Consider the following 21,003-nt stretch of genomic DNA (forward strand, 5'->3'; position numbering starts at 1 on the left):
GCAGTAATTGCCGGCGCTCCAGCAGCGACTCATTGTCGGGGCTTGGCACGAAATCTTGCGCCCTGATTTTCCTGGCCCCCGGCCACGCCCCACCGCCCCCCTCACTTTGGCCGGTTCCTCCCTCAACGTATCCCGCGTCCTCTCCTTCACCGGCTCCGGATACCCCCTCTTCGCCGTCCAGACATGCACCTTCGACAGAGGCCGCCGCGACCTAACCTCCTCGCTCCATAAAACCCTGTCCTTTTATCTCCCTCCGCTCCTCAGATGTCTCCGCAATACCCACCCCACCAAACATCACACACACCGCCGCGATCAGCACTTCGCGAATCAGCTTATCCACGCGCTCTCCTTCCTTGTTGTTACCAGCAACGGTATGAGCGAGTGCGGCGCGAGATACTGTGAGTTACGACATAAGAGACGCCCTGTTGACCAGGGAATTTCCATTAGGGGCACGGGCACACGTCAGCGCTTCGTCACCAAATTGAAATTACAACCACCGCCACCCTGTCGTTGTTTGCTAATACAACCTTACCTTCTAATCGCGGAAACGTCGGAAATCTTTCCGAACTTACAAACATCTCGTAGGAACTATTGCTGCAACCTGAACCGCGTGATAGCGTAATTTACAAAGGACCCGGAATTAGAAAACATCGCCGGGCAAGGAAGATCCATGGACTCACGTATCGAGGCCTCTCGACCAGAGTCAGCGCAACGACGCGCGCTCGCAGCTCCAAGATTTGATAGAGCATTGCATTGGCTGTTCGTGGCTTGGTGCGTGATGCTCATGCCTGCGCAGGCGACGGCAGTGGATCTGTTCGATTCATTCAAATCGTTGAAAGTGCCGGTGCCGACGGCCGATGTGAAATCCGTCGTCAAGGCCGAGGATCTGCGTAACTCACCGCCCGAAGATCAGTTACTGCGCGCACAGCGTGCATTCGAGAATGCGACGGCAGAGCAGGTGATCGGTGAGGCCGACATATTGAAGGCGAAGGACCTCGCCGCGCGCAAGCTGGTGCTGCCGCCGAACTCGCAGCTCATCTTGTTACCCACCGGCGGATCGGCGGGCGAGCCGTATTACATGATCGTTGCGGAAGAGATTGTCGTGCAGGGCCCGGCGATGATCACGTGGGCGCGAGAGGATGCGATTCGTCAGCCGCCGCCCGATCGTGGCAAAGCGCCGAACGGTGCGCCGGGTCGCGAAGAAGGTGCGAACGGTGAGCCGGGAAGCGATGGCGACGCGGGCACGCCCGGCTATCGAGGCGCCAGTGCGCCCTCGTTGATTCTGGTCACACGCAAGCTCACGGGGCCCGGGCAACTGTTCGTCGATTTGCGCGGGCAGAATGGCGGGCCGGGCGGAAAAGGACAGGATGGTGGCGATGGCGGCCCGGGTGCGCGAGGCCGTCCGGCTTCGCAATCGATGTTTGATTGTCGCAGAGGCCCCGGTACCGGTGGCAATGGTGGCAACGGCGGAAAGGCCGGGCCCGGTGGTCAAGGCGGCGCTGGCGGCGACGGCGGATCGGTCATCGTGCTCGCGGAGGAGCCCAAGAGCATCACCGCGCAGGCGATTGTTTTGATCGCGGGTGGAGCGGGCGGGGCGCCCGGTGCGAAAGGAAATCCCGGCAATGGCGGTCGAGGTGGCCCCGAAGGCCCAGCCGCGCCACCGTTCTGTCGGGGAGCCAACCGTGATGGGACCGCCGGGCAGAGTTCAACGGTACTGCCAATGCCGGCGAGCGCAGGAACCCTCGGCGTCGAAGGCAGATTCTGGCCGCTGCCTGTCGCCACCGACCGGCTCGACAAAATCTTCTCGCCTGCGCCCACACCAGTCCCTTGATCGCGAACCCTGGCTGAGGAAGGCCATGAGAACTCAGGCGTGGGGCATCTTCGTCGCACTGGCCCTCGCGTTCGGCGCGACACCTGCGCTGCCTCGAGAGCAGGACCCGACCTTGCAGTTCGAAGCCGCGGTTCCCCGCTACGCGCTGGTGTTTGCAAACGAAACGTACCCGAGCAGTCCGCTGCGCTCAGCGGCGAAAGACGCCGAGCTCATTCGGAACAAGCTTGAGAGATTGCAATTCAAGGTCTTCGTCGAACAGAACAAAAGCGCCGCTCAGATCAAGGCTGCGATTGAAGCCTTGCGGACGCGCGAAGTTCGTTTCGCGCGCAATCAGGACCTGCGTCCCGTGGTGCTCATTTATTTCTCGGGACACGGCTTCAGGGCGAACGGCACCGATTATCTCGCCGGCATCTACGCGGACACCGCCGCCGGTAGCGGCATGGAGCCAGAAAGTCTCGATCGCAACTTCATCGAAGAGAAACTGGCCCGCGAGGCCTATTTGATTCTGCTCATCGATGCGTGCCGGGTCGAACTGTCGACGGACGAGCCGGCATCGTTTGCTGGCGATCCGACCGATCAGCTCGCGGATGAGCCCATTCCCTCCGACATGACGGCGGCCAGTGCTTACTACGAGCCGGTGCCGGATTCGCCGGAGCGGATCATTGGATTTGCAACCTGGGCCGGCGACACCGCGGCGGCACAGGAAACAATCGATTCCGATGAGATCAAGCCAAGCGTTTACACAGAAGCGCTGAACGAGGAGCTGGGGCGGACCGAAGCGTTGATCGGCGTCGAGCTGGCCAACGCCGCCGACGCGGTGAAACTCAATCACCCGGACCGCCTGCAATACCCGGATCCGAATGGTCACATCCACATCATGCTGCTCGATGGCCCCACGCGCGCGGCCGAGATCGAAGCCAGTTGGGAAGCGCTGAGATTGGAGCCCACCATGGACTCGATGCGCAAACACCTCCTGAAGTTTCCCGAGAGTCGGCATGCCGCCGCCGCACGCCGATGGATGGTTCGTCCACGCGATTGAGGGAGAGCGAAATGCAACCATTCAACGCAAAGCTGCTCCGCTCACTGCGGCTCAGTGCGCTTTTGTTCTTCATGCTCAGCGCTTGCGTGAGTGCGCAGAACACACCCGCGCCGACGCCAGAAGCGCGGTCCGCGGGCTCGGCGCCATATCAAAAGGCGCTCGAGATCTATTCAAAGAGACAGAACTTTCCGCCAAAAATCCTCAATGGAGTCGATGCTCACTACGCCGACTTTCCGTGGCAAGTGGCGCTCGTGCGCGCCGACATTCCCGACAACTTCTACGGTCACTTTTGTGGCGGCGTGCTGATCGGCGACGGCTGGGTCGTCACGGCGGCGCATTGTGTCGACGCTGGCATGACCGGCGGGATGCTACGCGTCGTAGTGGGCACGGACCGCCTCCAGGGCGACAGCCTTCGCGAGGAAGTCGAAGATCATATCGCAATCCCCGACGACTACGACGCAACGAACTTCCGGCAGGACCTTGCCCTGCTACGACTGAAGACCGCGCGTCCTCACGCACGCATCTCGATGCTGACAAGCGCGGAGGACACGCTGACGGCGCCGGATCCTCCCAACATCACAGCGCTGGGCTGGGGCTATCTCTACGAATGGGGACTCAAGTCCAATCAGCTGAAACAAATCTCGCTCGCGCTCCCCACCCTGGATGAGTGCAAGAAGACTTATAAAGAGCGCATCTCCGCCGACATGTTCTGCGCGGGCAAATCAGCCAACGGCAAGGACGCCTGCAAGGGCGACAGCGGGGGCGCGGCGGTCGTGAAGAGCGCGGACGGCTCTCCCCGCCTCGCCGGACTGATCAGCTGGGGTCTGGGCTGCGGCAAGGCGAAGCGCTACGGCGTTTACGCGCGCGTCTCCACATTCCAGCAATGGATCCGACAAGAACAGCAGAAACAGCTAACAACAAACGCCGCACAGTGAATCAGCGACACAACAGTGCGTGCATTGAGGAGGAAACGTGTCTAGATCTCAAGGATTGGTGGCTTCGATCCCACTGTCACTCAGCTTGTTATGTAGCGGCTCGTGCAATGCTGCCGAGGCCGCGACTTCGACATCCACATCGGGCGCCCCACAGGTGGACTGCACCAAGCCACCTGAAATTCCGGCCGACGCCAGTAAAGAAGTGAAGGATGCGTTCACCCGCATCAATGAAATCTGCGCCCAACTGCAACTGCGGAGCGTTGAAACTCAGCTCGATCAATCCAAAAACGCAGAGCTCGCGCAGGCACTGAGCGGCTTGGGCAAAATTCAAGGCTCGAGCGGCGCGATCAACAATCCCGACAATGCCGCGCACGTCGGTCAATGGATGGCGCAACGCCTGGCTTATAAAGCCGGCACTCGGATCGGCAAGAGCCTCAATGACGCGGCAGTGCCGGCGGGCTCAACCGTGGTGCTGAGCATCGATCAGTCACCGGCCGACTCGAGAGCCAAGCTACGAATTGCGCTCGACACCTTGAAGCGGCTGCAAACGGCGCTCATCAGTGCGATGAACGCAGCAAACAATCAGCGTGTGGACTTCGAAGCGGCCGAACAAGGTGGCGAACAGGTGAGCGGTCGCTCCGCCGCGGCGCTGCTCGCGCTGGTCCCACCGGCCATCGATGCCGCCAAGGGCATCGCGTCGCTGTTTCGGAGCGAGACCACCATTTCGGCGATCGCCGTACAATCCAACGCGAATGTCATTGCGGCCGGCATCGCGCACTGCGCCAAGTCAGCCTCCAAGGTGATCACTCCGGGACTGGCGTCCATTCAAGCAACCAATAAGTTCGCCGATGCGCGAGCCACCGCCACGCAGACAGCCGATCGGGCGCGAACCATGCTCGCGGCAGTCACTGCCGAACTGGAGCAGGCGAAAGCCAATGGAGCGACCAATCGAGTGAAAGCGCTGACTCGCGTCAGCACAGCTCTCGATACTCTCCTCAAGGCCTTCGATGCCTACGACGCGTCTCTGACGCCCAACGCGGAGAGCCTGCTGCTCGCCGCTGAAACGTACGGCCTCGACAAGGCAACCTTTGTCTATGTGACGAACGCGAGCTTCGGCGCCAGCGGTGGCGTGGTCAAGAGCACGTTCAGCTCGGATAAATTCCAGTATCGCGCCACGCTGCAACTGGTCTATCAAATCGTGAAAGACGACGGCACCGTGCTTGGAGCCGGCGAGATTCCTCTCACCGACTTCGCTCAATTCGCCGCGAAAGATTTCACCGAAAAGCTCAACGTGACACCCACCAAGCCCGATTGCACCTGAGCCACCTGTGAGTAGGGGCGCCGGCCCCTACTCACGAGCTGTGCAACAGCTCGCCGCGAAGCACGTAGTTATCCGGCGGCCCATACTGACGCCAGTAACCCAACAAGCCGAGGCGCGAGAGCAACGGTTGAAAGCGCGGCGACGCGCGAAACGCATGCATCTCTTTAGTCCACAAGATGCCCCAGCCGTTGCCGATCGTTCCCTGGGAAGCCAGCCGATCGATCAGGCGCTGTGCCACATCGTGCGCGTCGTCGATAGCGCGGAGCATGGTGTACCAGACGATCAACCGGTGTGCCGCACCGGGGTCCAGATCCTCAGGAGATAATTTCGCTTCCCATGCACGTAGTGCAGCGATAGCCCGGTCACCGCGGCTCGGGTCGGATTGCGCCCGGTAGAAAGATTGAATGGCTTCGAATCCACCCGCTTCGCGTGACGTCGGTGAAAGGATTTCGGTCAGCTCCTGCGCTGCCTCCTCGAAGCGCCCGTCAAGCATCGCCAGTTGCGCGCGTGCCTCACGAACCTCGGCAAGGTCGCGTGGATAGCCATTCGCGATCGCCAGATCGATCCACTTGCAAGCCTCCGCCCGCTCGCCGTCGAGTAACTTCTGAGCGCCCAAGTGCAGAGCAAGCGCCGGCGATGAGGGAGTGAACTCGTACGCGAGCTGGATTTCCGCGAGGGCCTTCCGATGATGACCGGCCTGACGCGCCACATAAATCGCATGGAACAGCAGAGCATCGGGATTTCTCGACACCAGCGACAGTGCTTTGCGCAGCTCGGTCTCCGCCTCGATCCAGCGCCCGCAACAGGCGTTGATCAAACCGAGCACGCCATGCGCCCGTGAGATCGAAGGATCCAACGCAAGTGCATGGCGGGCGTCGCGCTCCGCATGATTCAGCAAAGTCAGCGCGCAGCCGTCATTCGCCGCTCGATAGGCCCGCGCCTCCGCAATCGCATACCAGGCGCGAGCAAAATCCGGATCGCGCGCCAGTGCACGACCGAGAATTTGTACCGCCGATTCGAGATTGTCCTCGGACGGCTGCGAGCGCAGCGCCATGGCCTGCAGGTACAGGTGATAAGCCTCGAGATCCCGCGTGGGGGTCTTGCGCCTCGCCGAGCCGATCACGAAATGACTGGCCGTTGAATCGACAATCGCGACCGTCAGCTCGTCCTGAACCCGGGCGAGATCGTCCCAACCGCGCTCGTAGCTCTCGGACCACAAGTGATGACCGGTTCGACCGTCCACCAGTTGCGCAGTGACCCGGATGCGCTCCCCGACACGACGGACGCTGCCCTCCAACACCGCTTCCACATCGAGCTCGCGTGCGATCTTACGCACATCCACGTTCCGGTCTTTGAACGCGAAGGTGGACGTGCGCGAGGCGACCTCGAACCAGCGCACGCGCGCAAACGTGTTGATCAATTCCTCCGCCATGCCTTCGCTGAAATAATCTGTGGCGGGATCGCTGCTCAGATTCGCAAACGGTAGGATGGCGAGCGGAATTCGCGCATGCAGTCCGGCTCTGGCATGCGCGAGCTCGCTCGCGTTCGACGCGGACGCGCGCTGCGATTCATCCGCAGGCTCGGAGACTGTCCGCACTTCGGCCACAAAGCGATAGCCGCGCCCCGGCACCGTAACGATGAAGCGATATTCGCCCGGGCGTTCGCCGAGCACCCGGCGCAACAGCGAGATGTTCTGATTCAGGCTGTTTTCCTCGACCACCACGTTGGGCCAGATCGCGCTCATCAGCGCGGCCTTGCTCAACAGCTTGCCGGGATGCTCCACCAGATACAGCAGCGTATCGAACGCTCTGGCGGTCAACGGCAGGGCCCGATCGCCATTCTTCAGCAGCAACAATCGCCGCGCGGCGTCGAGACGAAACTCCCCAAATTCGTAGGTAAAGCGACCGGACGCCATGGCGAGACAGGATGTCGGAATATTGCAGCAACTCTCGCAAAGCCTGGCATCCGTACCCGGGCGAAATTCTAACGCCGAGCCGGGCCCGGGCGCACGCCCGGGGAAATCACAAGGCTTCAGAGTCTTTGCAAAGCCAATTCAGAGCCCGGCTCGCACGCTACGTGCCGAATCCGCATGCGGCACTCGAACCGGGAGAAAGAAATGAATTCTGCGCTTACAAAATCAGCCGTGACCGCGACTCTGGCTGCGTCGCTCGTCGGAGCTTTTGCTGTGGCACATGCCGATCGCGTCGGCCAGCTGAAAGGCACGCCGAAGATCGTCGTCAACTACGACGATCTGGATATCTCCAGCCCGCATGGCCTCGAACAGCTCTATACCCGAATTGAGAACGCCGCCATGTCCGTCTGCGACTACGACCGGCTGCACAAGGAGCTGGCACGGCAACGCCGTCCGGCGGCCTGCTATCAAGCGGCGGTCGACGACGCCATCAAACAGGTCAACAAGCCCACCTTGACGGCGCTCCACAAGACCAAGGCCAAGACGATTCCTGGCTGAGCGACTTCAGCCGGGCTGGATTGAATCCGGCGGATGACGCGCCTGTCGTCCGCCTCAGGCGATGCCGTAGACGAGCCCGGGCAGAGTCACCTACGTTCAGGCAGTTACCGCGTGGATCGCGGCATTTCGTATGCATGAGGGATGCGGCATTCCCTGAGAATTCAAGATAAAAAATTCTTGAGCGTAGCGGCGCTTCAGTTCCCAAGTTGCCGTCCGCTACACGGCTTCAGGAGAAATTCATTTCCTTGGAGTCGAAGGTCGATGTTTAACGATATGAAGGTGGGCACTCGCCTGGCGATTGCCTTCGGTGTGGTGCTGATACTGCTGGTGGGCGTCGTCCTGATCGGCGTCAGCCGCATGGCCAACATCAACGAGAGCCTGCGCGCGATCACGCAGGAAAACGTCGCCCAGATGACCCATGCACAGGAGATTCGCGCGGCGTCGTATGGAGTGAGCTCCTCGACCCGCAATCTGTTCATCCTCACGGATACCGAAGAGAAGAAGGCGGAGTACGCCAAGCTCGAGGCTATTCTCGAAAAGGCGCGCGTGGAACGTCAAGCGCTCGGCAAGATGTTCGACACGATCGGGGCTACGACCGCGCGGGAAAAGGAACTGTTTGCGAAGCTGGAAGAGGTCAGCCAGCCCTTGCCGGCGCTGATCGAGAAGGTCGCAAAGCTGGCGCTGGCCAACAAGAGCGCCGAAGCGATCAGTGTTTATATGAGCGAGGTGTCCAAGCCTAACGCACATGTGCGCGACGCCGCCGAGGAGCTCGTCAAGTTCGAGAGCGATCTCAACGACGAAGCGGCCAAGGAAGCGGTGAAGACTTACGAAGCCGCTCGCAACATGATGATTGCGCTCGGCGCCATCGCCGGCTTGCTCGCGGTCGCGGCCGCTCTGCTGGTCACGCGTAGCATTCTCAAACAGCTCGGTGGCGAGCCTTCGTATGCCGCGCAGCTGCTGACCTCGGTGGCCAACGGCAATCTGAATATCGAAGTGACCACCAAGAACGGCGACACCAGCAGCATGCTGTTCGCCGTGCGTAACATGATCGATCGCCTGAAGCAGGTGATCAACGGCCAGCAGCGCGTGGTCGAAGCCGCCAATCGCGGCGACTTCAAGGAGCGCGTGGACCTCAACGGCCTCACCGGCTTCCAGAAGGAAATGGGCGAAGGCTTGAATCAGCTCGCCACCACCACCGGCACGAGCATCGAAGACGTAGTGCGCACGATGCGCGCGATTTCCGAAGGCGATCTCACCAAGACGATCGACAAGGACTATCAGGGCGCGTACGGCGAGATGAAGGAATACGCCAACAACACCGTGCTGAAGCTGGGCATGATCATCAGCGAAGTCAACAGCGCGACCGATTCCCTGTTGAGCGCATCCGAGCAGGTCAGCACGACCGCGCAGTCGCTGTCGCAGGCCGCCACCGAACAGGCCGCCGGCGTCGAGCAGACGAGCGCCGCCATCGAGCAGATGACCGCCTCTATAGCTCAGAACACCGAGAACGCGAAGGTCACCGACACCATGGCCTCGAAGGCCTCGTCGGAAGCGAGCGAAGGCGGCGAGTCGGTGAAAGCCACCGTCACCGCGATGAAACAGATCGCACAGAAGATCACGATCATCGACGACATCGCCTATCAGACGAATCTGCTCGCGCTCAACGCCGCGATCGAAGCGGCGCGTGCTGGCGAACACGGCAAGGGCTTTGCGGTCGTCGCCGCTGAAGTGCGTAAGCTCGCCGAGCGCAGTCAGGTCGCCGCGCAGGAAATCGGCACCGTCGCGACGGGCAGCGTGGAACTGGCGGAAAAGGCCGGCGCGTTGCTGAGCGAAATTGTCCCGAGCATCAAGAAGACCTCGGACCTCGTGCAGGAAATCTCGGCGGCGTCGCAGGAACAATCCTCCGGCGTCGGCCAGATCAACTCGGCGGTCACTCAGCTCAACCAGACGACGCAGCAGAACGCGGCATCGTCCGAAGAGCTGGCCGCGACGGCCGAAGAGATGAGCAGCCAGGCCGGTCAGCTGCAACAGACCATGTCGTTCTTCAAGACAGGCTCGAGAAACAGCCATGTCGCGAGCGCTGCCCGCAAGCCGACCTCGGTGAAAGAGCAGCCGCGTAAAGTGGCGGCGCCGGTAAGCGGCACTCACGCGGTGTCGGGCCACGAGCCGGACGCATCGCAGTTCGCGAAGTTCAACTAAGCGGGCGACGCGAATGACTCAGACCAGCTCATCTCAGCGCGTGGCGGCGAATGTGCCGCCACCGCCGGACGTGGACCCGCAGTTCCATCAATATCTCACATTCGTCCTGGGGACCGAGACGTTCGCGATCGGCATCCTCTCGATCAAGGAGATCATCGAGTATTCCAGCCTCACCGATGTGCCGATGATGCCGCCCTATGTGCGCGGGGTCATCAATCTCCGTGGCGCGGTCGTACCGGTGATCGATCTGTCGGTTCGTTTCAGCCGCGAGCCCGCGCCCGTCACCAAGCGCACTTGTATCGTCATCATCGAGATCATGGTGGGCGAGGAGCGCCAGGTGATCGGCGTCGTCGTCGACGCGGTCAACGAAGTGCTGGACATCCCGGCCGCGGACATCGAGCCGCCGCCGGCGTTCGGCGCCGGCATCCGCACCGACTTCATCCTCGGCATGGGTAAGGTGCACAGCAAGTTCGTCATCGTGCTGGACGTGAATCACGTGCTGGCGTTCGACGAGCTCGCCAGTCTCGCCGTACCCACCGCCTGATTATTTCTTCGACGCCTCCGACCAGGCCGGCGGATCGCTGGCTGGGAACGACTCCCAGCCGGCCTCGTCGACCGGGTCGTAGCTGTCGTCTTTGTCTTCGGTGGGCTTTTGGGCCAGCTCGATGGGTTTATCAGGCGTGGCTTCATCACGCGGTGTCTCGGGCGTCATCGGGCTCTCCTGCAAACGCTGCAGACGATGATGGCCCGACACCGCGTGACGAGTCTTGGACGACTGTGCGATCACAGCGTCAACGTCTGTTCCTGCTCCTGGCAGGAGCGACGCGCCAGCGCCAGGTTCGACTTGACCTTGTCGAGCACCAAGTAGATGAACAGGCCGGGCTTGGAAGCGATGGGTCGGATGATGTGATATTGCTTGCCGAGCGTGATCAGGATGTCCTCGAGCCGATCGGCCAGCCGGCATTCCTTCGAGACAGCGGATGAAATCCTGTTTCGCTTACGACGCCATCGCTGAGCCGTCGAGCGCGTGTGCAATCGCCTCTCGCGTGTTACGCGCGGCCCAGCGGATCCGACCGAACACGGCGGCCTCTGTGCATAAGACGGTGAGGACGGCTTTGTGAGTGGCGCTCGGCACATCCATCAGCAACACCAGTCCCGCGCTCGATTCGATGATCAGATCGCGACACTGACCGACGGCCCCTTCGCGGCTCACCGCTTCCGCCAGCGCGAGTAGTGAGCTGGCCATCGCCGCCAGCTTGCTAGGTGAGACTTTCTCGCTGACACTGGTCGCAATCTCGAAGCCGTCCATCGTCGAGAGCAGCGTTCCCGCGACTCCGTGATGCTCATGCCGGAGCGCGTCCAGTTGAGCCTGACAACGCATCTTCGCGTTCACGCGACCTCCGCCGCTTCGATTTGATTGAACAGGATGTCCAGCAGCAGCAACACGTCGTCTCGACGTCGAACATCGACGGAGACGATCGGCGTGCTCAGACCGAGCTCGGCCGCAACGTTGTAGTACGCGTCGAGGTCAGGAACAGGATGAGTTTCCTGACGCCCCACTCCGACCACACCGCGCGATCCAGCGACAATGTCACGAAACGCGCCCAGGTATTCCCGAAGGTCGGCCAACGGATCGGGCCGGCGATTGTCGACCAGCACCACCACACCGAGCGCGCCCTGGCCGAGGATCTTCCACATGAAATCGAAGCGCGTCTGTCCCGGCGTTCCATACAAGCGCAGCACGTCGCCTTGTGGCAGCGTGATCTCGCCATAGTCGAGCGCGGCGGTGGTCGTCGTCTTCACATCGTCACCCGCTTCCGATCGCTGCACATCGGTACTCGCCGGTGCGATCTCGCTGATGGCGGCGATTGCGGTGGTCTTGCCGGCGCCCATCGTGCCAGTGAATATCAGTTTGTATTCGTGCGCGTTCACGATGACGCTCCAAGGCGCAAAACTGAGCGAATGGCATTGAAGATGCCCGCGTAACGCGACGGCCGCGCATCGACGGGCGAGTGCTTGGGCCCATCCGAATGCACTTCCAGCAACTCGATCAAACAGCACGCATTGATGAACGCGTTGATCGTGCTGACCGGCAGCCGTGTGACGATTGCCAGCTCGAGCACGGTCATCTTTTGCCGCACCAGGCGCGCGGCGAGCCGCAAATGATCCGGCGTGTGCTCGATGCGACCGAAATCTGGCCAGCGTCGTAATTTGAAGTGAGCGCTCGGCGGCAACTCTGGCAGCAGCCGGCTCTTGCATCCATGCAGCGCCAGACGCCACAAGAGTGCGTCGAGCTTGCAACTCTGAGCACCCGTGTCCGCGAGCAAGCGCGCATGCGATGTGGGCCACTCTCGAATGCTGATATGAACCCCTGGCGCCGCCAGACGCGCCAGACCGCTCTCATCCAGCGGCCGCGTCAGCAACACACTGCGCGTCTCCGGCACGACATTCAACTCGACCGACGCCGCCTGTAACGCATAAACCTGTTGTGCATCCCGGCGCGCCAGCCCACGAAGCGCCACCGCTACGGGAAAGGCATTTCGCCCATCGACCGCCGCATCTTCCGTCGACGCGAGCGCCGCCCACTCCCGCGGCGGAACCTCGAGACTCAACGTCGACGAGACGAGATTGAGCAACTCGATCAGATCGGATGCACGGATCGGGTCGCGAATGACACTGGTTCCTGAGGCCGCAAGCGCCACATCCTCGACGAGCGAAAAGAATCGAGTCGCGCCGTTCGATGAACGTTTCTGCGTCACCGATGACAGCGCCGATGCCGGATCGCAGATCGCGACATGCGCATCGCCTCGCTCGGTGAACGACCACCGATCCGTGGTTCGGGCGTTTACCACCTCGAGCATCGACTTGAGTCGCAACTCCGTGCGCAGAGACAGGCCGAGACAAGTCACCGTCAAATGACGCGCGCTCATCGGACGATGCCCTCGTCTCTACGCGCGCGAGAGAAATGGCAGATGTGACAGCTCGAGTCCATGGGCGTCTGCTTGTGCGAAGTCCAGGTTGCAAGGCGGCGAATTCTTGCACCTGCAAGTTCACGTCATTGGTACCAGTTCGCACTTCGCTCGGGAGTGGCGATGGGATATCTACTAAGCACAGCGCAATGATTGCGTCGCGATAGTTATAATCGGCACCATGAAACAATTGAGACTCGCTCCCGACTGGGACATCGTTGAATGGCTCAACTCAGACACGCCGCTCGATCTGCACTCGTTGCGAGGTCGAGTCGTGGTCGCCGGCGCGTTTCAAATGCTCTGCCCGGGCTGTGTCGCGCAGACGATTCCGCAGTTACGCCAGGCGCATGCTTTGTTTCCAGCGTCTGAAGTCGCGATCATCGGGCTGCACACGGTGTTCGAACATCACGCGGCGATGGGCCCGGCAGAGCTCAAAGCTTTCCTGCACGAATACAAAGTTCAGTTCCCCGTGGGCGTCGATCGTCCCAGCGATCATGGCGACGCTATTCCCTCGACCATGCGCCGCTACGGGATGCAGGGCACCCCGACTCTGCTTCTTATCGATCGCGAGGGGCGGCTGCGGCGGCAGACTTTCGGACACGTTCCGGATTTGCAGCTCGGCGCGGAAATCATGGCGCTGATGCGCGAGCCTTCGAGTGTCGCTCTCCAGCCGGTCGGCGCGGGTGATGCTTCCATGGAGAAGTGCGACGACACTGGCTGTCGGATTGCGGACGCCCCTGTGACATAGGCCTGCTGCAATTTCCCGCAATTCCACGTACACTGGCCGCCTCTGGATGCAAATCCAGAGCCTTATGCGCCAATAAACAACCTCTGCATTTCCTACTTGCTTCTCCTGCAGACGCGCACACCTGTGCGCGGAGGTTGTTATGTCTCCAGTTATCGTGGCGCGCGACGTCGCGTACGAATTTTCCAATGGGCGCGAACTTTTCAAGGATCTCAGTTTTTCCCTGAGCGCCCTGCGCTCGGGTTTAGTGGGCCCGAATGGCGTCGGTAAAACTTGTCTCGCGCGACTGCTTGCTGGTGAGCTCGAGCCGAGTCGTGGAGTTATCCAGCGTCACGGCCCTGTCACGCTCTTTGCTCAACGTCAGCCACCCGAACCGATCGCCGTGGCGGACTATCTTGCGTCCGTCGAACAGTGGTCGCTGACCAGAGATCGGCTGCTTGCGAACATCGATCAGCAGGCACTGTGCACGACGCTCAGCGGCGGCCAGTGGATGCGTGTGCGACTGGCACGCGTACTGGACGACGGCTTTCTGATTCTCGACGAGCCCACGAACGATCTGGATCGCGAGGGTCGCGAGGCCGTGTTTCAATTTCTCCTCGCGCATACCGGCGGCGTATTGCTGATCTCTCACGATCGCGAGACGCTCGAGCTGTGCGATGAGATCCTGGAACTCTCCAACGTCGGCCTGATGAAGTTCGGCGGCTCGTGGTCGGAGTATGTTGTCGAGAAGGATCGCGAGCGTACCCGTCTCGGCGCTGCGCTCGATCAAGCGAAACGTGAGCGCGACTCAGCCATCGCTCATCGCTTCGAGCAGCAGGCTCGACAGGAAAAACGCAATCGTCGCGGCCAGGCGGCGGCGGCTCGCGGTGGCATTCCACGGATCATCGCAGGCGGCCTCAAGCGTGCGGCTCAGACCACCACTGGCAAGCGCGATGTCGCTCAGGTCGAGCGCGCCGAAGCTGCTGTGAAATCGGCGCATGAAGCGTTTGAGAATATGAAGGTCGATCCGGTCATGTACGCGGATCTGATGGGCCAGGCGCTGCACGCACAGAAACTCGTCGCCGAAGCTCAGGGCTTCAATATTCGCTTTCAGGACTGGCTGTATGCGAAGGATCTGGATTTCAGCTGGCGCGGCAATGTTCGGCTTGCTTTACAAGGACCCAACGGTTCCGGGAAGTCCACCCTGCTCAAGGCGCTCACAGGCGCACCGTTGACCACTCGCGGCGAGTTGAACCGCGGCCAGCTCGTCACGCTCTATATCGACCAACGCTGCAGCGTCCTCGACGACTCCCTCAGCATCCTCGACAACGTCCGCTCCGTCGCCCCCGGCAGCGAAAGCGAAATCCGCACTCACCTCGCCCGCTTTCTTTTCACCCGCGACACCGTCTTCCAAAAAACCAGCTCCCTCAGCGGCGGCGAACGCCTCCGCGCCACCCTCGCCCGCGGCCTGCTGTCCATCCACAAACCCGAACTCCTCTTGCTCGACGAGCCGACCAACAATCTCGACCTGGCAAACATCGAGTTCCTGGAAACCCTGGTCAGCGAATTCCGCGGCGCGTTGATCGTGGTGTCGCACGATCGGAGCTTTTTGGAGCGGTGTGGTGTGTCGGAAGAGTTCGAGCTGCCTCCTCAGTAGTACATGCCCCTGCGCACGTCGCCGCGGAACGGATGCCGCGGCGACCACCGCACGTTTTTCCACGGACCGCAGCCGCACGCAGCGCCTGAAACAAATAGTTATTCGCTAATTTTTGACAGCTCCATCCATGCATCATCGTAGCGGCGGGCGCACACGTAAGCAGTCCCGCAGGGAGGTGACCGATCACCGACTAATGGAGCAGTCCATCGATGGGCGTGAATTGGGACTCGGGGAGTCCCTAGAAACGCGAAACCCCGCTCGAGGCGGGGCTTCGTCAGTCCGGATCCGCTTACCTGCCACCGGGGCAGACCTCTTCGAGGCGGGCGTGCACCGGGCCGGCTTTTGTGCACGGAGAAATTGTACGGCGGCCGCCTAACGAGAACAAGCCAATTAAGGAGCAACGTATCTCATTAGTTGCTCCCTGCTGCCCCGCCTACACCATCCGGCGCGCCAGTTTGTTATTCTGTCTATCCGTACAGTAACTCAATCAGGGGACGAGTGATGAGCAGCGCCGAAGGTCCGTCCGAATTTCTAGTGATTTCCAAGGGATATTGGGATGAGGACAAGTCGCCTGAGCAGATTCAGGCGGCCATCGATGCTTTTTATAAATGGCACGACGTGCTGGTGGCCCAGGGCAAGATGATTTCCGGGCAGCGTTTGCAGCCGGCAAAGATGGTTGTTTCCAAGCACGGCATCACCGATGGCCCGTTCGCTGAAACCAAGGAAGTGATTGGCGGCTATTGGCATTTCATCGCGAATAGCCTGGAAGAGGCCGCGGCGTTGGCCGCGCAGAATCCGTGTCTGGCGTGTGGGTTGAGTCTGGAGATCCGGCCGATTGAGCCAAAGACGTGTTCCGCATTCGACCGGACGACGGAAACGCCTCCTAGCCGGAAGAAATAGTCACAACGTGCTGACGACGTGCCCGCCGTCCACGGTGATCACGCTGCCTGTCATGTAGCGCGAGGCGTCGCTGCATAGAAGTAACAACGCGCCATCCAGATCGCTCGGTTCGCCGAGATGGCGCTGTGGAATGCGCCGGATCAGGGCCTGTCCGGCGTCCGTCTCGAAGAACGCTGAGTTCAAGTCGCTAGCAATGTATCCAGGTGCGAGCGCGTTCACTCGAATCGAGTAGCGCGCCAGCTCCAACGCCATCGTCTTCGTGAGTTGAATCAGCGCGGCCTTCGACGCCGCGTAAGGAGCCACCATCCCCGCCTGTCGCAGCCCAAGAATCGACGCCACATTCACGATGCAACCGCCCCGTCCCGCGGCACGCAGGTAACGAGCAACCGATTGGCTCATGAAGAATGCGCCACGTAGATTGGTGTTGATCACCGTGTCCCAATCCAACGACGTCTGATCGAGCACAGGCTTACTGACTGTGACACCTGAGTTGTTGATCAGAATGTCCAGGTGACCGAAACATTGCACCGCCTGAGCCACGCCGCTCTCAATAGCCTCCGCCGTGCTGGAAACATCGAGAACCAACGGCGCTGCTCGACCGCCGGTACCGGAGATCGTCGCCACCAACGCCTCAAGTAACGGAGCCCGCCGAGCCGCGACGACAACACTTGCACCTGCGCGGGCCAGAACCTGAGCGAAATGCCGACCCAAGCCGCTCGACGCGCCGGTGACGAGCGCCACCTTGCCGGATAAGTCCAACATTCCTAACGAACGACCTTGATCATCCACAAGCGCGAGTCCTTAATGGTCGTTCATTGAGCAGCGCTGACTGAATCAGATGCCGATTGTACCGGTGAATCGGATGCCCTAACCGAAATCGCCGGCCGGATGGGATGTCGCGACCAATCATCTAATGACGCCGGGTGGATCGGATGCCGTGACGGAAATCATCTAATGGTACTGGTCCAGTCAAACCCCGAGCCCGAAACTCGCCTCATCCATACCCATCAACGAACCACTGCCATTCCGAATGCTCTGCCCGTGCACGTGAACTCTCGGCAGCAGCTTGTCCAAGAAAAACTGTGCCGTCTGAATCTTCGCTCGATAAAACGCCGACTCCGCATCGCCAGCCTCCAGCCGCTCTTGCGCGACCAGCGCCGACATCGCCAGCACGTACCCAACGCACACATATCCAGCGAGCATCAGATAGTCGACCGCCGCCGCCCCCACACTCGCCACATCTAAGCGGCTCTGCTCACCAACGACATCGGTAATCTCTCGCCACAAATTCACGCCGCCCACCAGTCCCGCAGCCAAACCCGCCAGCGACCGCTGACGCTCAACTCGCACAGCAAGCGCCAGAATCTCATCGGTGAACGCGACAAACTCCTCACGCAACGGCCCCAGCAACTTCCGACCGAGCAGGTCCATGCCCTGAATCCCGGTCGTGCCCTCATACACGCGTGTGATGCGCACGTCGCGCACCCGCTGCTCGAGCCCCCACTCCTTCATGTAGCCATGGCCGCCGAGAATTTGAATGCCAAGGTCGGTCGCCTCAGTCGCCCACTCAGACAAAGCGCCCTTCGCAATCGGCGTCAACAGCGCAAGCCGCTGCTCCGCGCGACCACGCGCGTGCGTGTCAGCACTATCGGCGAGATCGACCCACTTCGCGCAATAGAGAACGAAAGCACGACCGCCCTCAGCGATGGCCTTCTGAATCAGCAGCATCCGGCGAATGTCAGGATGAACAATCAGAGCCGCGGGCCCAGCATCCTCCGTCGCAGTCGGCGAGCGGCCCGCGAAGCGCTGCTGCGCATACGCCAGCGATGTTTGAAACGCACCTTCGGCATGGGCCTGCGCCTGCTGTGCCGTGCCCAGGCGCGATTTGTTGATGAAGACAAACATCGCATTCAGCCCGCGGCCGGGCGGCCCCACCAACCATCCCTGCGCGCCTTCGAACGCCATGACGCACGTGGCACTGGCCTTCAATCCCATCTTGCTCTCGATGGACAAACATCGCACCGAGTTCGCCGTATCCGCCACACGCTTCTGCACGGCGAACAAAGAAATGCCTCGCGTCCCGGGCGCCGCATCGGGCAATCGCGCCAGCACCAGATGGACAATGTTCTCAGAGAAGTCCTGCTCCCCCGAGCTGATGAAGATCTTCGTGCCAGTCACAGAGTAGCTGCCGTCGCCACGCGGCTCAGCGCGAGTCCGAACTTGACTCAGATCCGAGCCACAGTGCGGCTCGGTGAGGCACATCGTCCCCATCCACTCACCGCTCACGAGCTTGGGAACAAAACGCTGGAGCAACGCCTCCTCCGCAAACCCAAGCAGCGTCTTGATGGCGCCGTCGTTCAGCAGCGCATACATGCACCACGAATGATTCGCCGCCTGCATGAACTCCGAAACACAGAGTTTGAGCGAATAGGGGGCAGTCTCGCCGCCGTACTCCGTGGGATTGCCGAGTCGCGGCCAGCCCGCTTCGACATACTGGCGATACGCGGCCGCAAATCCCTGCGGTGAACGCACCTTCCCTGCCTCGAAGTGCGCGCCCTCTTCATCGCCGCTGCGATTCAAGGGCGCGAGGACATCTTCAGCGAAAGTGGCGATGGCCTGCACCACCGCGTCGACTTCCTCCATCCCGAGCTCTGAGCCCGAAGGCAGCGAGCGATAGTGAGAAACAAAGTCGAACAGCTCGTGCACGCAGAAGTGCACGTCACGCAGCGGCGCCTTGTAGGTCTGCATCACTGCTCCGCGAAGTGCCCAAGCACCGCCTTGGTCTCGAGGAATTCCTTCAAGCCTTCGCGGCCCCACTCGCGGCCGTTGCCGGACTGCTTATAACCGCCGAACGGCGCGTTCATGTCGATCTGCGCGCCGTTGATATGAATCATGCCCGCACGCAGTTGCTTGGCGACACGTCGTGCACGCTCGAGATCGCTCGAATGCACGTAGCCCGCGAGCCCATAGACCGTGTCATTGGCGATGCGAACCGCCTCCTGCTCATCCTGGTACGGAATGAGCACGAGCACCGGGCCGAAGATCTCTTCGCGCGCGATGGTCATCGAGTTCGTCACATCGGCGAAAATCGTCGGCCGCACAAAGTAGCCACGCGTCAGCTCGTCGGGTCGACCCGGCCCGCCAGTCACGAGTCTCGCGCCCTCGTCGATGCCTCGTTGAATCAACCCTTGAATCTTGTCGAACTGCACCTTGCTCGCGACCGGCCCCATGGTCGTGCCCGACGCCTTCGGATCGCCGACGACAGTGCGCTCAGCCACGCTCTTCGCGATACGCACCGCCTCGTCGTAAAGCGGCGCCGGCACGAGCATGCGAGACGGCGCATTACACGACTGGCCGCTATTGATGAGCATCGGCATCACGCCGCTTCGAATCGCCGCAGTCAGATCCGCGTCATCCAGAATGATGTTGGCGGACTTTCCGCCGAGTTCCTGCGACACGCGCTTCACCGTGTCCGCAGCCACCTTGGCGACCTGAATGCCAGCACGCGTCGAGCCCGTGAAGGAAATCATGTCCACGTCCGGATGCCGCGCCAACGCTTCACCCACCGTTGGGCCATCGCCATCGACGAGATTGAACACGCCCTTCGGCACGCCCGCTTCCTCGAGGATTTCAGCAAATACGTGCGCACACAGCGGCGCCACCTCGCTCGGCTTCAAGATCACTGTGCAGCCGGTCGCAAGCGCCGGGGCCACCTTGCAAGCGATCTGATTGATCGGCCAGTTCCAAGGCGTGATCAATCCACACACGCCGATGGGCTCGCGACGAACCAACGTGGCGCCCAGCGGCTCTTCGAACTCGAAGGTCTGCAACGCGGTCAACGCCGACATGAAGTGTCCGATGCCAGCACCGGCCTGAATCTGCACCGCCAGTCCCAGCGGCGCGCCCATTTCATCGGAGATTACCTCGCCCAAGCGCGGTAAATGTTTCTGCATCGTCTCGATGATGCGCTGGAGCAAAGCCATGCGCTCTTCGCGGGACGTTTGTGAGAACGACTCGAACGCCGTTCGGGCCGCTCGCACCGCCTTGTCGACGTCCGCCGCCGATCCCAGGCTGATGACACCGACCGAGCGCTCCGTCGCCGGATTGACGACTTCGAGATCGCGATGCGTTGCCGGCGACACCCAGGCGCCGTCGATATAGAACTTGCGGAAGTCGTACATGGCTGTCTCACTTCGGCGGCATGCGCTGCGCGCCGTCGAGGCGAATCGTCTCGCCGTTGAGGAAGGAATTCTCGGCAATCGAAATCACCAGCTGCGCGAACTCCGGCGGCCGTCCCAGCCGGTTGGGAAACGGAATGGAAGCCGTCAACGCGGCCTGCACTTGCTCGTTGAGCTCACCGCCCAGCATCGGCGTTTCGAACACGCCCGGCGCGATCGTCACGACCCGAATGCCGACTCGGGCGAACTCGCGAGCCAGCGGCAGCGTCATGCCCACGACGCCAGCCTTCGACGCCGAATACGCCGGCTGCCCGATCTGCCCGTCGAACGCTGCAATGGATGCAGTGTTGACGATCACGCCGCGCTCGCCACCCTCGAGCGGCTCGGCATTCTGCAAGCGTGCAGCGGCGAGACGAATGATGTTGAACGTGCCGACCAGATTCACATTGACGATGCGTGAGAACTCGGCGAGCGACAGCGGACCATCGCGCCCCACCGCCTTTCCCGGCCGGCCGATGCCGGCGCAGTTCACGATGACGCGCGCCACACCGTTACGTTGCTCGGCGGACTCGATAGCACGCGCGGTGCTCGTCTCATCGGCCACATTGCAAACCTCGGCGTGACAGCCCAGCGCCTTGGCCTGCGCCGCCAGCGTCGTCTCGTTCAAATCGAGCAATGTGACTTTCGCGCCCGACTTCAACAAGGCCGCTGCCGTTGCGGCCCCGAGACCGGAAGCGCCGCCCGTAACAATGGCCGCATGACCCGCTAATTGCATTCGAG

Annotated in this window: 21 protein-coding genes; 10 read left to right on the forward strand and 11 right to left on the reverse strand. The window is 61.5% G+C overall.

Annotation, left to right across the window (positions count from 1 at the left end):
• Nucleotides 1–211 precede the first annotated feature (211 nt).
• Nucleotides 212–340 carry a hypothetical protein gene (locus tag ACFPN2_RS38355; RefSeq protein ID WP_380606602.1) on the reverse strand — a complete coding sequence of 43 codons (129 nt, stop codon included), beginning with the start codon at nt 338–340 and terminating at the stop codon, nt 212–214.
• Between the two features lie 435 nt (nt 341–775).
• Here ACFPN2_RS38355 and ACFPN2_RS38360 point away from each other — a divergent pair, with 435 nt between their 5' ends.
• Genes ACFPN2_RS38360 through ACFPN2_RS38375 form a run of 4 tightly spaced genes read left to right on the forward strand, consistent with a single transcriptional unit; the run spans nt 776 to nt 5,126 of the window.
• A complete protein-coding gene (locus ACFPN2_RS38360) occupies nt 776–1,831 on the forward strand; it encodes a hypothetical protein (protein WP_380606603.1) in 1,056 nt (351 codons plus the stop codon).
• Between the two features lie 25 nt (nt 1,832–1,856).
• The gene (locus ACFPN2_RS38365) at nt 1,857–2,870 is read left to right on the forward strand and encodes a caspase family protein (protein WP_380606605.1); all 1,014 of its coding nucleotides are present in this window, start codon (nt 1,857–1,859) and stop codon (nt 2,868–2,870) included.
• Nucleotides 2,871–2,881: 11 nt separating this feature from the next.
• The gene (locus ACFPN2_RS38370) at nt 2,882–3,805 is read left to right on the forward strand and encodes a serine protease (protein ID WP_380606607.1); all 924 of its coding nucleotides are present in this window, start codon (nt 2,882–2,884) and stop codon (nt 3,803–3,805) included.
• 37 nt (nt 3,806–3,842) lie between these two features.
• A complete protein-coding gene (locus tag ACFPN2_RS38375; RefSeq protein WP_380606608.1) occupies nt 3,843–5,126 on the forward strand; it encodes a hypothetical protein in 1,284 nt (427 codons plus the stop codon).
• A 31-nt stretch (nt 5,127–5,157) separates the two neighbouring features.
• Here the strand turns inward: ACFPN2_RS38375 and ACFPN2_RS38380 are convergent, their stop codons facing one another.
• Nucleotides 5,158–7,041 carry a winged helix-turn-helix domain-containing protein gene (locus ACFPN2_RS38380; RefSeq protein WP_380606610.1) on the reverse strand — a complete coding sequence of 628 codons (1,884 nt, stop codon included), beginning with the start codon at nt 7,039–7,041 and terminating at the stop codon, nt 5,158–5,160.
• Between the two features lie 228 nt (nt 7,042–7,269).
• On the opposite strand from ACFPN2_RS38380, the gene ACFPN2_RS38385 reads away from it, so the two are divergent.
• The 3 genes from ACFPN2_RS38385 to ACFPN2_RS38395 all read left to right on the forward strand — a co-directional run bounded on the left by ACFPN2_RS38385 (nt 7,270) and on the right by ACFPN2_RS38395 (nt 10,339).
• Complete coding sequence (locus ACFPN2_RS38385) at nt 7,270–7,596, forward strand: UrcA family protein (protein WP_380606612.1); 327 nt, start codon at nt 7,270–7,272, stop codon at nt 7,594–7,596.
• 261 nt (nt 7,597–7,857) lie between these two features.
• Nucleotides 7,858–9,795 carry a HAMP domain-containing methyl-accepting chemotaxis protein gene (locus ACFPN2_RS38390; protein WP_380606613.1) on the forward strand — a complete coding sequence of 646 codons (1,938 nt, stop codon included), beginning with the start codon at nt 7,858–7,860 and terminating at the stop codon, nt 9,793–9,795.
• 13 nt (nt 9,796–9,808) lie between these two features.
• Nucleotides 9,809–10,339 (forward strand): chemotaxis protein CheW, encoded by a 531-nt coding sequence (locus ACFPN2_RS38395; protein WP_380606615.1) that lies wholly within the window; start codon nt 9,809–9,811, stop codon nt 10,337–10,339.
• On the opposite strand, the gene ACFPN2_RS38400 is transcribed toward ACFPN2_RS38395, so the two are convergent.
• Genes ACFPN2_RS38400 through ACFPN2_RS38420 form a run of 5 tightly spaced genes read right to left on the reverse strand, consistent with a single transcriptional unit; the run spans nt 10,340 to nt 12,725 of the window.
• Nucleotides 10,340–10,582, reverse strand: coding sequence for a hypothetical protein (locus tag ACFPN2_RS38400; protein WP_380606617.1), 243 nt, complete (start codon nt 10,580–10,582; stop codon nt 10,340–10,342).
• The gene (locus ACFPN2_RS38405) at nt 10,579–10,830 is read right to left on the reverse strand and encodes a hypothetical protein (RefSeq protein ID WP_380606794.1); all 252 of its coding nucleotides are present in this window, start codon (nt 10,828–10,830) and stop codon (nt 10,579–10,581) included. The genes ACFPN2_RS38400 and ACFPN2_RS38405 overlap by 4 nt, the downstream gene beginning before the upstream one ends.
• Nucleotides 10,793–11,188 carry a roadblock/LC7 domain-containing protein gene (locus ACFPN2_RS38410; RefSeq protein WP_380606619.1) on the reverse strand — a complete coding sequence of 132 codons (396 nt, stop codon included), beginning with the start codon at nt 11,186–11,188 and terminating at the stop codon, nt 10,793–10,795. The genes ACFPN2_RS38405 and ACFPN2_RS38410 overlap by 38 nt, the downstream gene beginning before the upstream one ends.
• Nucleotides 11,185–11,688 (reverse strand): GTP-binding protein, encoded by a 504-nt coding sequence (locus ACFPN2_RS38415; RefSeq protein ID WP_380606782.1) that lies wholly within the window; start codon nt 11,686–11,688, stop codon nt 11,185–11,187. Before ACFPN2_RS38415 ends, ACFPN2_RS38410 begins: the two co-directional genes overlap by 4 nt.
• Nucleotides 11,689–11,723: 35 nt before the next feature.
• Nucleotides 11,724–12,725 carry a hypothetical protein gene (locus ACFPN2_RS38420; protein ID WP_380606621.1) on the reverse strand — a complete coding sequence of 334 codons (1,002 nt, stop codon included), beginning with the start codon at nt 12,723–12,725 and terminating at the stop codon, nt 11,724–11,726.
• 220 nt (nt 12,726–12,945) lie between these two features.
• On the opposite strand from ACFPN2_RS38420, the gene ACFPN2_RS38425 reads away from it, so the two are divergent.
• From ACFPN2_RS38425 to ACFPN2_RS38435, 3 genes are all read left to right on the forward strand, one after another.
• The gene (locus tag ACFPN2_RS38425; RefSeq protein ID WP_380606622.1) at nt 12,946–13,512 is read left to right on the forward strand and encodes a redoxin family protein; all 567 of its coding nucleotides are present in this window, start codon (nt 12,946–12,948) and stop codon (nt 13,510–13,512) included.
• Between the two features lie 139 nt (nt 13,513–13,651).
• Nucleotides 13,652–15,145, forward strand: a complete 1,494-nt coding sequence (locus tag ACFPN2_RS38430; protein WP_380606624.1) for an ATP-binding cassette domain-containing protein — start codon at nt 13,652–13,654, stop codon at nt 15,143–15,145.
• A 501-nt stretch (nt 15,146–15,646) separates the two neighbouring features.
• Nucleotides 15,647–16,045 carry a YciI family protein gene (locus ACFPN2_RS38435; protein ID WP_380606626.1) on the forward strand — a complete coding sequence of 133 codons (399 nt, stop codon included), beginning with the start codon at nt 15,647–15,649 and terminating at the stop codon, nt 16,043–16,045.
• Here ACFPN2_RS38435 and ACFPN2_RS38440 read toward each other — a convergent pair whose 3' ends face one another.
• From ACFPN2_RS38440 to ACFPN2_RS38455, 4 genes are all read right to left on the reverse strand, one after another.
• Nucleotides 16,046–16,807: an SDR family NAD(P)-dependent oxidoreductase gene (locus tag ACFPN2_RS38440; RefSeq protein WP_380606628.1), complete on the reverse strand. Its 762-nt coding sequence runs from the start codon at nt 16,805–16,807 to the stop codon at nt 16,046–16,048.
• A gap of 207 nt (nt 16,808–17,014) precedes the next feature.
• Complete coding sequence (locus tag ACFPN2_RS38445; RefSeq protein ID WP_380606630.1) at nt 17,015–18,793, reverse strand: acyl-CoA dehydrogenase C-terminal domain-containing protein; 1,779 nt, start codon at nt 18,791–18,793, stop codon at nt 17,015–17,017.
• Nucleotides 18,793–20,226, reverse strand: coding sequence for an aldehyde dehydrogenase family protein (locus ACFPN2_RS38450; protein ID WP_380606632.1), 1,434 nt, complete (start codon nt 20,224–20,226; stop codon nt 18,793–18,795). Before ACFPN2_RS38450 ends, ACFPN2_RS38445 begins: the two co-directional genes overlap by 1 nt.
• 7 nt (nt 20,227–20,233) lie before the next feature.
• Nucleotides 20,234–20,998 carry an SDR family NAD(P)-dependent oxidoreductase gene (locus tag ACFPN2_RS38455; RefSeq protein WP_380606634.1) on the reverse strand — a complete coding sequence of 255 codons (765 nt, stop codon included), beginning with the start codon at nt 20,996–20,998 and terminating at the stop codon, nt 20,234–20,236.
• Nucleotides 20,999–21,003: the final 5 nt, after the last annotated feature.

It is taken from the genome of Steroidobacter flavus (genome assembly GCF_042651805.1).
Classification (GTDB): Bacteria; Pseudomonadota; Gammaproteobacteria; order Steroidobacterales; family Steroidobacteraceae; genus Steroidobacter; species Steroidobacter flavus.

Coding starts and splice junctions, on each gene's coding strand:
- ACFPN2_RS38365 (WP_380606605.1), top strand. CDS start 1,857: ATGAGAACTCAGGCGTGGGGCATCTTCGTCGCACTGGCCCTCGCGTTC.
- ACFPN2_RS38370 (WP_380606607.1), top strand. CDS start 2,882: ATGCAACCATTCAACGCAAAGCTGCTCCGCTCACTGCGGCTCAGTGCG.
- ACFPN2_RS38380 (WP_380606610.1), bottom strand. CDS start 7,041: ATGGCGTCCGGTCGCTTTACCTACGAATTTGGGGAGTTTCGTCTCGAC.
- ACFPN2_RS38390 (WP_380606613.1), top strand. CDS start 7,858: ATGTTTAACGATATGAAGGTGGGCACTCGCCTGGCGATTGCCTTCGGT.
- ACFPN2_RS38395 (WP_380606615.1), top strand. CDS start 9,809: ATGACTCAGACCAGCTCATCTCAGCGCGTGGCGGCGAATGTGCCGCCA.
- ACFPN2_RS38415 (WP_380606782.1), bottom strand. CDS start 11,688: ATGGGCGCCGGCAAGACCACCGCAATCGCCGCCATCAGCGAGATCGCA.
- ACFPN2_RS38420 (WP_380606621.1), bottom strand. CDS start 12,725: ATGAGCGCGCGTCATTTGACGGTGACTTGTCTCGGCCTGTCTCTGCGC.
- ACFPN2_RS38425 (WP_380606622.1), top strand. CDS start 12,946: ATGAAACAATTGAGACTCGCTCCCGACTGGGACATCGTTGAATGGCTC.
- ACFPN2_RS38430 (WP_380606624.1), top strand. CDS start 13,652: ATGTCTCCAGTTATCGTGGCGCGCGACGTCGCGTACGAATTTTCCAAT.
- ACFPN2_RS38435 (WP_380606626.1), top strand. CDS start 15,647: ATGAGCAGCGCCGAAGGTCCGTCCGAATTTCTAGTGATTTCCAAGGGA.
- ACFPN2_RS38440 (WP_380606628.1), bottom strand. CDS start 16,807: ATGTTGGACTTATCCGGCAAGGTGGCGCTCGTCACCGGCGCGTCGAGC.
- ACFPN2_RS38445 (WP_380606630.1), bottom strand. CDS start 18,793: ATGCAGACCTACAAGGCGCCGCTGCGTGACGTGCACTTCTGCGTGCAC.
- ACFPN2_RS38450 (WP_380606632.1), bottom strand. CDS start 20,226: ATGTACGACTTCCGCAAGTTCTATATCGACGGCGCCTGGGTGTCGCCG.
- ACFPN2_RS38455 (WP_380606634.1), bottom strand. CDS start 20,998: ATGCAATTAGCGGGTCATGCGGCCATTGTTACGGGCGGCGCTTCCGGT.